We start from the raw sequence: 12960 nt of genomic DNA on the forward strand, positions 1-12960 counted from the left end.
GGTATCGGTTAAGGTCCGCATTGGAGAATAGTGATGCGACGATATGTTATTCCTGCTGGCATTGTACTTCTTCTCTCGCTGTCCTTTTCGTGGTTTTGGTTATCAGGATCGAACGCCACGGCTGAACACGATGGCTGCGGAGGATTTCAATATGAAGGCGCCTGGTTCACTGTCAAAATCCCTCAGGGAATGGAAGTGGAGCCGTCCCGGACGTCATCGATCGATAAAGAAGCACTGTCCATATGGGTTCGCTCGGAGGATGGCCGTACCGAATTCTATCTCTATTCACCGCAATGGGGCGGCACACCCTATGATATTTTTTTAGGAGCGCTGGCCAAACGTGAATTGACCCAACGTGATACGCCCACCGATAATTTTACCGATCTGGAACTGACTTACAAAGATGCCATCGGACGATTTGAGATTTCACAATCATCTGATCCAGTCTCGCACCGAACTGTGGGGTATAGAACGAAGACCGGAGAACTTTCGCAAGAAACTCTCCAGAAATACGATTGTTTCAAGAATTCGATAAATCAATATTCTGACTGAGAGAGGTATATGGTCATGGAACTACGCAAATCTGAAGCGAAGGCAATCCAGCGGGGGTTGAAGGACCTCGGTATCTACGCAGATGAGATTGACGGTGATTTGGGCGGAAACTCTCTGACGGCAGCAAATGCCTATCTGCTGGCAAATGATGCCCGCTTGCCGTCGGGATACAGCGCGTGGCCCAACAAGAGAAAATTTGTCGCCTGTATCCAAATGCTTTCAGCGGATGCGGGTTTTGATCCAGGTGTTATCGACGGTTGGCTGGGAACCGATACACGTAATGCCTCGACGCTTTATATCCGTACGCTTGATGGGCTCGAGATCATCAACGTGTTCGAATCGGACCCCATCGACGTTAACCCAAATAACTGGCCCTCAGATAAAGCTTCCGATTTGAATGCGTTTTATGGGACTCCGCGCAAAAACAACAACTGCAGCGCCATTGAGCCAAGGATTGTGAAAGTTGATAGCCCGTGGAGGATGCCTCTTGACTGGAATATGGCTCAATCGCGCAGCTTTTTTAAAGTTCACGAAATTGTTGCGCCATCACTGGAACGGATTCTGGCGGCGATCGAGGCAAGCTACTCTGAATCCGAGGTGAATCAGCTTGGTCTGAACCGTTTTTCGGGAGATTACGTGTGCCGCAAGATTACAGGAGGCACACGGATGTCGACCCATGCTTACGGCATCGCAATTGATTTTTATGGATCAAAGAATGAGTTGAAGCGCACAACACATGACACGCCGCCTCCGACCTTGGCGCATGCTGATTGCCAAGCCTTTTGGGAAGCATTCGAAAACGAGGGTTGGTACTCATTGGGACGCGCGCAGAACTACGACTGGATGCACGTCCAGGCAGCGAAGGGCAGAGCGTCCAGGTTCTATAGTCACTAAACGGGCTGGCGACGGGTTACAAAGCGGCACGGTCACAAAAGGGCTGACGGCAAAGGTGTTGGCCGCGCTGTTGAATGGGCGGATTTCTCTGAGACCAAATCAAACGCTTTAATGAAAATCCCGGCTCGGGAACAGTCGTTTGGCTTGGTCGCGTGGGTGCATGGCGCGCGCGGGGTGGCGGGATTTTTTGGGGGTATCGTCTGCCCGAGACCCTTCGGTGGTGAGAGCCTCCGGCATTGGGTGGCCCAACTCATAAAGCTTGTGGGACATGTCGCGAATATCTTGCGCTATCAGATGCACAACAATGCCTTCGCGTTGCAGATAGCCCCGGACATGCAGCAATCGTGCACCCATCACGATGCGGCGGAACCGCTCATAGACTTTGGGCCAGACAACCACATTGCTGACCCCTGTTTCATCCTCGAGCGTCAGAAAGATCACGCCTGATGCGGTGCCGGGGCGTTGGCGGGTGATGACAAGCCCACAGATCGTATATTGCCCCAGGGGTACATTCATGAGCGCATTGTGAGGGGTGAGCCCCGCAATGCCGGGCCGCAATAATTCCATCGGATGGGCGCGCAGTGAAAGACGGGTGGAGACGTAATCTTCGACCACCTCTTCGCCCAAATGCATGGTGGGCAAGGTGATCTGCGGCTCATGAATGTTTTCTCCGTCAATCGGATCATTAAAAAGTGGCAGAGGCTTTTGGCTGCGGATGGCCTGAACCTGCCACAGAGCATCACGGCGCGTGAGGCCCATGTCGCAAAATGCATCCGCTTCGGCCAACCGTGTCAGCACATCGGGGCGCAGGCCTGCCCGTAGCCATAGCGCCTCTGGATTGGGATACCCATTGCCCCGCGCGGTAATAATCCGACCAGCATCTTCTTCTTTGAAACCCTTGATCTGACGAAAACCCAGACGCAGCGCCAATGCGCCATCGGGGCGGCGTTCAAGGGTGTTATTCCACTCTGACCGGTTGACGCATATGGGGCGTGTTTCAACGTTATGTTCTCGCGCGTCGCGCACGATCTGGGCGGGGGCATAAAATCCCATGGGTTGGGAATTGAGGAGCGCACAGGCAAAGACAGCCGGATGATGGCATTTTAACCAGGCCGAGACATATGCGAGCATGGCAAAGGCGGCGGCGTGGCTCTCTGGAAAGCCGTAATCTGCAAAGCCTTCGATCTGGGAAAAGCAGCGTTCTGTCAGCTCAAGGCCATACCCATTACCAAGCATGCCATTGATGAATTTTTCGCGAAAAATGCCAATTGTACCCATGCGTCGAAATGAGGCCAGTGACCTGCGCAGGTGATCGGCTTCTTCGGCGGAGAATCCGGCCCCAACCACGGCAATCTGCATGGCCTGTTCCTGAAACAGGGGCACGCCAAGCGTGCGTTTTGTAACCTCCTCCAAGGCTGGGCCAAAGGGTTCCGGCTTTTCCAGCCCCTGACGGCGTTTAATATAAGGCTGCACCATGCCGCCTTGAATTGGGCCAGGGCGCACAATCGCGACCTCGATCACGAGATCATAGAAAGTCCGGGGTTTCATCCGGGGCAGGAAATTCATCTGGGCCCGGCTTTCCACCTGGAAAACCCCTACCGCATCGGCCACACAGAGCATATCGTAAGTGGCTTTGTCCTCCTGCGGGATTGTCGCGATACTTTGGGTTTGCCCTTCGTATTCCTGTAACAAGTCGAACGCTTTTTGCAGGCAGGTCAGCATCCCCAGCCCCAGCACATCGACCTTCAAAATACCCAAAGCGTCGATATCATCCTTATCCCATTCGATGACCGTACGGTCCTCCATCGCGGCATTTGATATCGGGGACAGTTCATCCAGACGCCCGCGTGTGATAACAAAGCCGCCAACATGCTGTGACAGATGCCGGGGGAAGCCGATGATCTCAGCAATCAGGTTGATGGTTTGCATCAATCGGCGATCTTCCGGATCAAGGCCAAGCTCGCGGATGCGATCCAAATCGACACCACCATTGGTCATGCCCCATATCTGGCTAGAGAGGCCGGCAGTCACATCCTGGCTCAACCCCATGACTTTGCCCACTTCGCGGATAGCCGCCCGCGTGCGAAAATGGATCACCGTCGCGCAAAGCCCGGCGCGGTCGCGGCCGTATTTTTCGTAAATCCACTGGATTACCTCTTCACGCCTCTCATGTTCGAAATCGACATCAATATCGGGCGGTTCTCCACGATATTTCGAGATAAACCGTTCAAACACCATCGAGATCATATCCGGCCCGACATCGGTGATGCCCAGGAGATAGCACAGGATCGAATTGGCTGCCGATCCGCGCCCTTGGCACAGAATATTTTTTGACTTGGCGAATTGCACTATGTCATGGACGGTCAGGAAATAGGCCGGGAAGTTCAAATCCCGGACCACGGCCAACTCTTTTTCCATGAGCTGAATTGCCCGGGCGGGCGGGCCTTCAGGGTAGCGGCGCGTCAACCCTTCGCGGGCCAGTCGGTTCAGCCGGACCTGAGGCGTTTCGCCCTCAACCTCTTCGTGGGGATATTCATAAGATAATTCGCCCAGATCGAAGCTGCATTTGTCGGCAATCTCCAATGTGCGGCGTATGGCACCCAGATGATTGCGAAACAATCGCGCCATATCCCGGCCCGCCTTGATCCGGCGCTCGCCATTGGGCAGGGCCCGGGTGCCGATCTGATCAATGGTGATACGTTCGCGCATGCAGGTCAGAACATCAGCCAGCTGTTTGCGGCTGGCCCGGTGCATCAGCACATCGCCAACCGCGACCATCGGGGCGCATGCCTTTTGCGCGGCTTTGGCGCAGGCCGTCAGATAGGCCTGATCACTGCCGTTATAGCGGGGGGCGGCTCCGAGAAAGACGCAATTGGGAAAGCGCCGCCGCAATGCCTGGATTTCCGGCACGGCCTCTTTTAGTTGTCTTTGCGGTAGGGCGATTAAAGTCATTCCCTTGCAGGTGAGAAACATATCCTTGGTATAAAGCTCACAATCACCTTTTTCCGCACGGAGCTTGCCCAATGTCAGCAGGCGGGTCAGGCGCTGGTAGGCTGGTCGATCGCGGGGCAGGGCGATCCACTCCACTGAACTGTCGCGCAGGACCAGACGGCACCCGATGATCAGTTTGGGCAATGTTGCGAGGGGCGGTTTTGCAAGGGTTTCCCCCGGTCCCATCTCTTGCCGGGAGGAGGAATCCACACGCTGCTGAGAACGGATTTTCAGCGCTTCCGTGGTCGCGCGTTTCAGTTCTTTCAGTGCCGTCCATGCCCGCACGACACCCGCCAATGAATTGCGATCCGTGATGGCAATCGCAGAGAGCCCCAGTTCAGCGGCGCGCACCACCAGCTCCTCAGGGTGTGAAGCCCCGGTGAGAAAGGTGAAATTACTGGTGACGCAAAGTTCGGCGTAGTCTTGCCTGTGCATCCGCATATCCAGCAGATCCCGGCGAAATGCCTCGACGGGACGATGGGTGCGATTGACCTCGATCACGGGAATTCCCCCTGCACGAACCATCCGGGATTTTGCGGCGTGTAAAACAGCCAGAGCCGCCGTCCCTGTATGGTATCCACCCGCCAGTAATCGCGCAGGCCTGACCGCCAGCTGTCGTCTTCTAGCCACCATTCGGGGGCAATGCGTTCAGGGCCGGTGGCGCGGCCCGTGGTCAGAAACATGCGCCGCCAGCGAAACCGTTCTGGCGGGTGCGGGCCACTGGCTGCGATTGGTTCGGGTGGAAACAGGCAAAGGGGCCGTGGGTTTGGGGAGGCCCAGCCGCTTTGCGGTTCACAGTAGGCGGCAGGCGCAATGATGAAGCTGCGTTCCGGGATATGGCTGTCAGCGGGAAGGAACCGTTGAATATTCTCCAGGCCGATCCTTGTGCCAAGGCGGGAAATCAGATCATCCAATTGATCTTTTCCGCGTTCTAGGGTGTGGCTGATCTGGCGCACGGGCAGAGCTTCGACCTGTGTTGCTTCCAGTCGCAACTGATCAATGCCAAAGCCTGCATCTACTCCGGCCAATCCCCGTTCAAACAGCGGCAAGATGCGATGAGGATCGCGCAAAGGGCGGGCCAGACGCAATTCGACTTCCTGTTGGTCCTGATCAACCCGGCGCAGGGTGACGGCAAGCACCCGCGCGCCCATTTCCTGAGCCTTCAGTTTGGCGCAAAGCTGGATCAGCAGCCGCTCGGTCCCTGCCATCACGTCGCTGACAAGGCCAATAGGGTCCGGCAATGTCATGCGCACCCCGTAATGCGGCGGATCAGCCAGCGGCATGATTTCTTCGGGCTGTTGCCCCAAAGCCTGATCCAGCCGCATCAGCACATCAGGCCCGAAACGGCGGGTCAGAGGGGCACGCGGCGCGGCGGCAAGATCGCCAATCTTGCGCAGTCCCAGCCAGGCCAACGCCACTGATGTTTTCTCATCCAGCCGTAAGGCTACAACAGGGAGGGTTTGCAGCGCTGGCAGCATTTCCCCGGGGGATGCCACCCCTTCGCCATGATGCGCCAATGCCCAGGCCGCCCCGCGTGTGTCTGCCAAACCGATCTGCACTGACAGGCCCGCGCGCATCAGGCGTGCGCGCATATCGCACAGCATGCCTTCTTCGCCGCCAAAGATATGAGCAGACCCGCTGACATCCAGCACCAGCCCATCCTGACCCTCCAACCCGACCCAAGGGCAGTACCGCATGGCCCAGCGGCGCAGAATCTGCAAAAATCGCTGGTCTTGCGGAAGATCAGCAGGTGCCGTTTGCAAGTCGGGACAAAATGCGCGGGCATCGGAATAGGGCATGCCCTGATGCAAACCCTGCTGTGTGGCTTCTGCGTTGAGGCAATAGAGACGGTTGGCGTTGTTCTGTTTTATCGTCAAGGCAAAGGGACCATCCAGCGGATAGCGCCGCAGAACCCGGTTACTTGCCAGCCGGGGAAACCATAATGAGACGACGCGACGTTGCATCCCATCGAACATGCCAAGCTCCTAATGTTCCCGATTTGTTCTTAATAAGCTCCCATTTTTGCAGTGTCGAGTCTCCGTGCCCAAATACGGGTGCACAGCGCCAGCGCGTTTCAGCGGCATTGCTCCCCATACCTTCGGGAATAATAGCCAGGCCGGTGGATTTTCCATCACGCGCCGCAAGTTGCAAGCGTCTCCCCTCCGTCAGCCCCAAAGGCTTGTTCAGGCTCACCACGACCAGCGAAACAGCCCCTGCGCGGAGCGCCTCTTCGGTAACGGCAAGACTTTGTATTTCGTCCTTTGTGTTGCAGAATATCAATTCCGATGGGGCAATGAAGTCTGTGAAACCATTCGGGTTGATCAGAGTGAGGTCCCGCCTTCCGCGCACCCACATACACACGCCCCCAAGTCGCGCCGCCAGCACGAAGGCGTAAGTATATGCGCCAGGTCCGCAAACCTCATGCATGCGGGCCTTAGAAGGCGGGAAAAACCGTGGGTCGGGATCGTGCATAAGCAAACTTTAGCACCTGATGATAGCATTGGAAAACGCTTGCGTGCCATATTCGAACTCCTTGTTGTTCGTTGGGTCACCGCGATGATTTTTGAGCTGGCGGGAGGGTGTCAAATTGGGGGTCTTGGACGCGGAAAACAAAAGCTGTGCAGCCGGGTACTTGCTAGATGCTTCGTTGGAACTTGGGTCGCGGAACCGTCATTCGCGCTGACAACGGGTTTGAGAGTGTCGACGTTTGAATGATCAAAGGAAGTCCACCAACTGTTGTCTGGTCGCATCGGGATCTTCCAACTGGGGCATGTGGCCAACACCGCGCAGCGCTGCAAACTCGGCATGTCCCACGGCCTTGTGCAGTGCTTTGCCGCGGTCAATTGGAATCCAGGGATCGTCTTCGCCCCAAATGATCTTGGTTGCGCACCGAATCTCGCCGAAATGGGGTTCGATCTCGGCGGTATATGCCTCATCTGCCTGAGCGAACTGTCGATAAAAACTGGTTGCGCCGTCTTCGGTCAACCATGGCGCGACGAGATGATCAAAGTCGATTCGATCAATTTCAGTGGCGAAAGCACCCTTTATATAGGCTTCGACAATGGCGCGATGGATGTGCGGTGGGAGGTTTTGAAACGCTTCGACATGCTTGCCGACATGGTCAAAGAAGGCTGATCCCCAAGGGCGCATCGCGACAACGTTCATCAATACGAAGCGCTGAAATTTGCAGCCCAGCAGCAAGTGCGCTCTGAGTGTCGTGGCACCGCCAAAATCATGGGCTACCACCCTCGGCATTGTCAGATCCCAGTGCGCCAGCATTTCGGCAAAAACCTCGCCTTGCACATCGAGAGAGGTCCGTTGCTCAACAGGTTTTTCCGACTGGCCGTATCCGGGCATATCGTACCAGTGCACTCTGAACTGCCGGGCCAGTGGCGGGATCAAGCGGTGCCACGAATAGGATGACCACGGCCATCCATGGGCGAGCACGAGATCGGGCCCATCGCCAGCCCGACCTGCGGCAACCAGACCGGCGGACGTTTTGAAAGTCTCATTCAATGTCCATTCGGCCACGTTTTCTCCTCTCAAACCATCAAGCCCGATGCAGGTTTGCCAATTTCACGCCAAATCCGATGAACACCACGCCGATGGTGTATTTCAAGTACCTTTGTACGTGAGGACTTTGGGCCCAGCCAGAGAGCCTGCCCAGCAAAAGGACCATTGCGCCAAACCAGAGGGCATTTAGCAGGGAGTGGATAGCAACAAGAACAAAGGATGATAAGGCAGGTGCGTCGCCTACTGTCACAAACTGGGGGAACGCGGCAAGATAAAACATCGAAACCTTTGGATTGAGCGCATTTGTCAAAAAACCTTCGGAAAAGGCGACAAAGAAGGAGCGGTATTTCCTCGTGGGGCTTGTGCGGGAAAAAGACGCACCGCCTTGCCTTGTGGATATCAGCGCCTTGACGCCAATCCACATAAGGTAGGTTGCACCAGCAAACTTCACGATGGCAAAGGCGGTGGCTGACTGTGTAAGGAGAAGCGAGATGCCAAGGATGGACAACGCTCCATGCAGATAGAAGGCGGCCATGAAACCCGCGACATTTGCAAACCCAGCCCTGCGACCAGACGTCGGTACGGTTTTTGCGATCAACATCCCGTTTGGACCCGGTGACATCACAAGCAGAGAGGCCACAAGGGTGAAGGTTAAAACATCCGACAGGTTCAACTCAGAATGCCCCTGACTGGGCTTGGTCCGATATCCCCTGACATGCTGTCACCTCGATCTCAACGAGCAAGTCGGGCGCCGCCAGTCCGGCAACGACGAGTGTGGTGACCGCTGGTCCGCTGTCGGATTGCCAGCGTTCTTGTCGCAGATTGCTGAGTGTTTTCAGATTGGCCGCATCGGTGACATAGTAGATCACCCGCAAGATATCGTCTTGCTGCATCTCGGCGGCGTGCAAGAGCGCTTCAACATTATCCATTGCTTGTCGCGTCTGCGCTTCAAAGCCTTGTTGCGTGATGCCCCGGGTGTTCACTCCGATCTGACCAGACAGGAAAAGAAAACGCGCGGGCGCGCTGATTTCCACACCATGAGAAAAGATCCCAGCATAGCGGGGTGGGATTTCAGAGACGGTTTTGGGAGCATGTCGGAGGATCATTGGTGACGCCTGTCCTGGTAAATACAGTGTACCAAGTGGCACCGATGTCATTGGTGAACCAACAAAATCAGGATACCCGCCATCAACTCAATTGATATGTCATGCTTGACGGTAAGCCCGTGTCGCTTTTTCGATCCATGACCGGAACCGGCGGATCTTCAATGCGTTTCGCCGGCTTTCGGGGTAGACCAGCCAATAGCCGCTGCCGTCATCGCCGATTTCCTCAAAGGGTTGTATCAGCTGTCCGCGTGCTAATTCGTTTTGGAAAAAGGCGGGTGTCAGCATCGCAACACCGTGCCCCGACATCGCGGCACCCGCTTCGACCACTTGCGGGCCAAATGAGCGGGCTGCATGGGTCTCCGCAGATGTGTCTGCGACGCCAGCGGTGGCCAGCCAGATGCGCCACCAAGGATCATCTTTTGACAAGATCGGGAGCTTTAGCAGATCTTCGGGGCTGTGAATGCCGCCAATGCTGTCGATCAATTCAGGTGAGAGCATGGGCGTGAAGGTTGTGGGCATCAGCAGATGGCTGACCAGTCCCTCCCATTTGCCTTGGCCGCCCCGTATGGCCACATCAATGTCGTCTTGCGTAAAATCAGTGAGAGCCTCACTGATTTCCATCCGAACGGCGATCCCAGGTTGCTCGAGCTGGAACGCCCCCAAATGCTGTGCCAGAAAATTGGTGGCAAAGGTTGGGATTACGCTGATCGATAGAGCGCCTTCCACCGCACCTTTTGCATCGCCATACGCGTCAGAAAGAATGTCCAGGGCAGCCGCCGTGCGCTGATGGAACCGCTGCCCGATGGCCGTCAGGCCGACACCGCGCGCGTAGCGTTCAAAGAGAGGTGCGCCAACACGCTCTTCAAGAACTTTAATCTGATAACTCACCGCGGACTGTGTCATCCCAAGCTCGTCCGCTGCGGAGGTGAATGTCCCGTGCCGGGCGGCGGCATCGAACACCCGAACGGCGGTCAGTGGGGGTAGGCTGCGGGTATTCATATATCAATTCATTTGATGGCAGTTGCGGTTTTCGAATTGGTTTTCAGCTCCTCGAACGGCGATGTCAATACCGGCACCGACCCAATCGGTTGCTGTTGATGATCGAGCGGAGATGAAAAGATGTTTCAATTTTTTAAAGGAAAAAGACGTCCATTGCCGCGTTTTGGAAAAGTTTTTGGGCGGTCGCGGGTAGACAACATCGACATCGCGAACTGGTCGCGACATATGAAGAACGATATTGGCTGGATTGATCGTTGTTCCATGAGTGGCGCACGTGATCATTTTACGGTGGTCGTTCACGGTTTTGCATTTCACTTAGATCGGTGATCCATTGGGGTTCACCGTAAATGCACAGGGCGGGTTTCCATGATCGACAGCGCTACGCAAATTTCTAACGACCGCCTGCGCTCCGCGATGAACCTGGCCTTTTCGGACTATCCGGTCCCGATGCGCCTTGAAGCGGATGCGTTCGATCTCATGATGCGGTCACGCGGCTTGAACAAAGGTTTGTCGCAGGTTGCGATCCTTGATGGAAAGGTTGCCGCCTTTTGGCTGATGGGCGCGCGTGGCAGCCATGCCTACCTGATCTCAAGCGGGACGTTGCCACAATTTCGCAGAGGTGGATTGTCACGGATGATCGGGCGATCCGTGATCGGCGATCTGAAATCGAAAGCCTTTGACACGTTGCAATCCGAAGTGCTGGAAAACAATCCGGCGGCGCGCGCGCTTTACGGCGCGCTCGGCTTTGTCGAAACCCGGACTTTGGCGTGTTACACGCGCCCGATGCAAGCGCAGGAAGCAACCCCGAACGATTTGACAATCTGCGAGATTTCTTCGATTGCATCCTTTGCGTCGCCGTTTTGGGACAGTAAACCGAGTTGGCAGAACGATATCCCGTCGCTGATTGACGCGGGAAATCACGCAACCTGCTTTGCAATCCAGGACACATCGGGATTGGTCGCTTATGCTGCATTTGTGCGGGCTCAATCGAGCCTGGCGCAAATCGCAGTACGTCAGGATATGCGGCGCAAAAATCTTGCAACCCAGCTTCTGACATATGGGCAAAATACGCTGAATATCGACAATTTAAGGGCAATCAACGTTGATCGCGCGAATATCGGTCTCAACACATTTTTATGCGGGGTGGGTGCCCGGCTTACCCTGTCACAAAAAGAACTGCGCCTGAGTTTCTGACACTTTCAAACAAGCCATATTGATACAGCGTCGGCATGATTGGCTGGCATTGCCCATAACAAAGGACGAAATCCGTATAATGTCCATTGGCAACCGACGAGGCCGGGGCCACGGTTTAAACCTTGGCTGGCCTTGGGCGAAGCGGGATAAGGCCAAAGCAATTTTTTCTTGGCGCGCAACCTTGTGTTAGATACCCGTCTCGCAGAGACCTGAGTGTCCTTCATCATATTGATGTTATATGATTTTCCGGGTCATTCCGGAAACCTGAACGGGTGCGCCTTTGATATTGTCCATCTTCACCTTGATTAACGAAGGGCTGCCCATATCTTCGCCCTGGCGAATGGTAAACTGCCCGCCATGGGGCCAATTCTCGTCCCTGAGATAACCGGCAAAGGCGGCAGCCGCCGCACCGGTGGCCGGGTCTTCGAGAACGCCACCTGAAGCAAAGGCATTGCGTGCCACAAACATCCGATCCGTTTCGATAAAGACAAGCATGACCGTGACAAGACCATGCTCGCGCATGACGGCACGCCCCTTATCAAGATTATAGCCCATATCGGCCAGCTTTGCGCGGGATTTCAGTGGCATAACGATGTGGTCTGCGCCACCGTGGATGCGCGCTGGTGCAAGACGTGAGTCCAGATCGGCGTTCGTGAGGTTGAAAAGAAACATGACATCTTGAAGCTCATCATCACCGATGGCTTGGCTTCGGGTGGGGGGTGACGTGAGCGTGGCCAGAATGCCTCCGCCTTCGCTTGCAGCATCAACCGATATTGAGGCATTGTTCAGTGTCAGCGCGTATGTGCCTGCGCCGTGCTGTTGACCCAATGCGGCGCCAAGGGCAATCGTCGCGTGCCCGCAAAAGGGAACTTCGGATTCTGGTGAGAAATACCGTACGCGCCAATTCTTGCCACTGTCATCCAGCGCCACGGCAAATGCCGTCTCGGAATACCCGACCTCAGCGGCAATGCGTGCCATATCTTCGTCGCGCGCTTCAGTTTTCAACAACACCACACCCGCAGGGTTACCCCCTTTGTCGCCCTGGCTAAATGCCGCAATCCTCTGAATGTTCATTTTCGTCTCCAGTTTGATTTGGTGTTAAAATAGCGGTTTGATCTGCCATTGTCCCGGTTAAGGCGAGCGCAATGTATCAATTTCACTTTCAAATCATTCGTATAAACGCTAGTTATCTTTCATGTCGAAATCTCTTGACCAAACAGACTGCGCAATCATTGAGATTCTCGATGGCGATGGTCGAGCAAGCCTTTCAGAAATCGGGAAAGACGTGGGCCTGACCGGCCCCGCCGTTGGGGAAAGGCTACGTCAGATGCGTGATTTGGGATACATTCAGAGCATTGGCGCGCGCGTCAATTTGCGTGAAATCGGTTACACGATTCAGGCGCTTGTCAGAATCAAGCCGCGCAGCGGGCAGCTCCAAACGGTGGAACGTATGATCGAAGACCAGCCACGTTTCATGTCCTGTGACAGGGTAACGGGTGACGATTGTTATGTCGCGAGGCTGGCGCTGGCAGATGTGGCGGAACTGGATGACATTTTGCTTCCCTTTCACGACAGAGCCGAGACCCACACGTCGATTATCAAGTCGTCCATCTTTGAAGACAGATTGCCGCCACTGCGTCCATCGGCCTGAAACGTAGTTTCTGAAAATCGGCTGCTAAGCAGTTGGTTATTCAATCTAACGCCCGTTTTG

General features: G+C 55.3%; 13 protein-coding genes. 4 read left to right on the forward strand and 9 right to left on the reverse strand.

The window, feature by feature from the left end:
* The first annotated feature begins 33 nt into the window (after positions 1 to 33).
* Positions 34 to 552 (forward strand): hypothetical protein, encoded by a 519-nt coding sequence (locus tag Q0802_RS04415; protein WP_298914138.1) that lies wholly within the window; start codon positions 34 to 36, stop codon positions 550 to 552.
* A gap of 15 nt (positions 553 to 567) precedes the next feature.
* The gene (locus tag Q0802_RS04420) at positions 568 to 1446 is read left to right on the forward strand and encodes a M15 family metallopeptidase (RefSeq protein WP_298914144.1); all 879 of its coding nucleotides are present in this window, start codon (positions 568 to 570) and stop codon (positions 1444 to 1446) included.
* Between the two features lie 108 nt (positions 1447 to 1554).
* On the opposite strand, the gene Q0802_RS04425 is transcribed toward Q0802_RS04420, so the two are convergent.
* From Q0802_RS04425 to Q0802_RS04460, 8 genes are all read right to left on the reverse strand, one after another.
* Complete coding sequence (locus tag Q0802_RS04425) at positions 1555 to 4878, reverse strand: error-prone DNA polymerase (protein ID WP_298915262.1); 3324 nt, start codon at positions 4876 to 4878, stop codon at positions 1555 to 1557.
* Positions 4879 to 4934: 56 nt separating this feature from the next.
* Complete coding sequence (locus tag Q0802_RS04430) at positions 4935 to 6413, reverse strand: DNA polymerase Y family protein (protein ID WP_298914147.1); 1479 nt, start codon at positions 6411 to 6413, stop codon at positions 4935 to 4937.
* Positions 6355 to 6909 carry a hypothetical protein gene (locus Q0802_RS04435; protein ID WP_298914150.1) on the reverse strand — a complete coding sequence of 185 codons (555 nt, stop codon included), beginning with the start codon at positions 6907 to 6909 and terminating at the stop codon, positions 6355 to 6357. Before Q0802_RS04435 ends, Q0802_RS04430 begins: the two co-directional genes overlap by 59 nt.
* Positions 6910 to 7152: 243 nt before the next feature.
* On the reverse strand, positions 7153 to 7968 hold the full coding sequence (locus Q0802_RS04440) for an alpha/beta hydrolase (RefSeq protein WP_298914153.1): 816 nt from the start codon (positions 7966 to 7968) through the stop codon (positions 7153 to 7155).
* 19 nt (positions 7969 to 7987) lie between these two features.
* Complete coding sequence (locus tag Q0802_RS04445; protein WP_298914157.1) at positions 7988 to 8623, reverse strand: LysE family translocator; 636 nt, start codon at positions 8621 to 8623, stop codon at positions 7988 to 7990.
* A 1-nt stretch (position 8624) separates the two neighbouring features.
* On the reverse strand, positions 8625 to 9056 hold the full coding sequence (locus Q0802_RS04450) for a RidA family protein (protein ID WP_298914161.1): 432 nt from the start codon (positions 9054 to 9056) through the stop codon (positions 8625 to 8627).
* Positions 9057 to 9155: 99 nt separating this feature from the next.
* Positions 9156 to 10055 carry a LysR substrate-binding domain-containing protein gene (locus Q0802_RS04455; RefSeq protein WP_298914164.1) on the reverse strand — a complete coding sequence of 300 codons (900 nt, stop codon included), beginning with the start codon at positions 10053 to 10055 and terminating at the stop codon, positions 9156 to 9158.
* Between the two features lie 3 nt (positions 10056 to 10058).
* A complete protein-coding gene (locus Q0802_RS04460; RefSeq protein ID WP_298914167.1) occupies positions 10059 to 10355 on the reverse strand; it encodes a hypothetical protein in 297 nt (98 codons plus the stop codon).
* A gap of 66 nt (positions 10356 to 10421) precedes the next feature.
* On the opposite strand from Q0802_RS04460, the gene Q0802_RS04465 reads away from it, so the two are divergent.
* Positions 10422 to 11249 (forward strand): GNAT family N-acetyltransferase, encoded by an 828-nt coding sequence (locus Q0802_RS04465; RefSeq protein ID WP_298914170.1) that lies wholly within the window; start codon positions 10422 to 10424, stop codon positions 11247 to 11249.
* A gap of 234 nt (positions 11250 to 11483) precedes the next feature.
* On the opposite strand, the gene Q0802_RS04470 is transcribed toward Q0802_RS04465, so the two are convergent.
* On the reverse strand, positions 11484 to 12323 hold the full coding sequence (locus Q0802_RS04470) for a PhzF family phenazine biosynthesis protein (RefSeq protein WP_298914173.1): 840 nt from the start codon (positions 12321 to 12323) through the stop codon (positions 11484 to 11486).
* Positions 12324 to 12444: 121 nt separating this feature from the next.
* Between Q0802_RS04470 and Q0802_RS04475 the strand changes: the two genes are divergently transcribed.
* Complete coding sequence (locus Q0802_RS04475) at positions 12445 to 12900, forward strand: Lrp/AsnC family transcriptional regulator (protein ID WP_298914178.1); 456 nt, start codon at positions 12445 to 12447, stop codon at positions 12898 to 12900.
* The last annotated feature ends 60 nt before the right edge of the window (positions 12901 to 12960 follow it).

It is taken from the genome of uncultured Roseobacter sp., from assembly GCF_947495275.1.
Classification (GTDB): domain Bacteria; phylum Pseudomonadota; class Alphaproteobacteria; order Rhodobacterales; family Rhodobacteraceae; genus Roseobacter.

Bases quoted from the DNA above. Each gene is read 5' to 3' on its own strand.
- Q0802_RS04415 (WP_298914138.1), top strand. From the start codon at position 34: ATGCGACGATATGTTATTCCTGCTGGCATTGTACTTCTTCTCTCGCTG.
- Q0802_RS04420 (WP_298914144.1), top strand. From the start codon at position 568: ATGGAACTACGCAAATCTGAAGCGAAGGCAATCCAGCGGGGGTTGAAG.
- Q0802_RS04425 (WP_298915262.1), bottom strand. From the start codon at position 4,878: ATGCGGATGCACAGGCAAGACTACGCCGAACTTTGCGTCACCAGTAAT.
- Q0802_RS04430 (WP_298914147.1), bottom strand. From the start codon at position 6,413: ATGTTCGATGGGATGCAACGTCGCGTCGTCTCATTATGGTTTCCCCGG.
- Q0802_RS04435 (WP_298914150.1), bottom strand. From the start codon at position 6,909: ATGCACGATCCCGACCCACGGTTTTTCCCGCCTTCTAAGGCCCGCATG.
- Q0802_RS04450 (WP_298914161.1), bottom strand. From the start codon at position 9,056: ATGATCCTCCGACATGCTCCCAAAACCGTCTCTGAAATCCCACCCCGC.
- Q0802_RS04455 (WP_298914164.1), bottom strand. From the start codon at position 10,055: ATGAATACCCGCAGCCTACCCCCACTGACCGCCGTTCGGGTGTTCGAT.
- Q0802_RS04465 (WP_298914170.1), top strand. From the start codon at position 10,422: ATGATCGACAGCGCTACGCAAATTTCTAACGACCGCCTGCGCTCCGCG.
- Q0802_RS04470 (WP_298914173.1), bottom strand. From the start codon at position 12,323: ATGAACATTCAGAGGATTGCGGCATTTAGCCAGGGCGACAAAGGGGGT.
- Q0802_RS04475 (WP_298914178.1), top strand. From the start codon at position 12,445: ATGTCGAAATCTCTTGACCAAACAGACTGCGCAATCATTGAGATTCTC.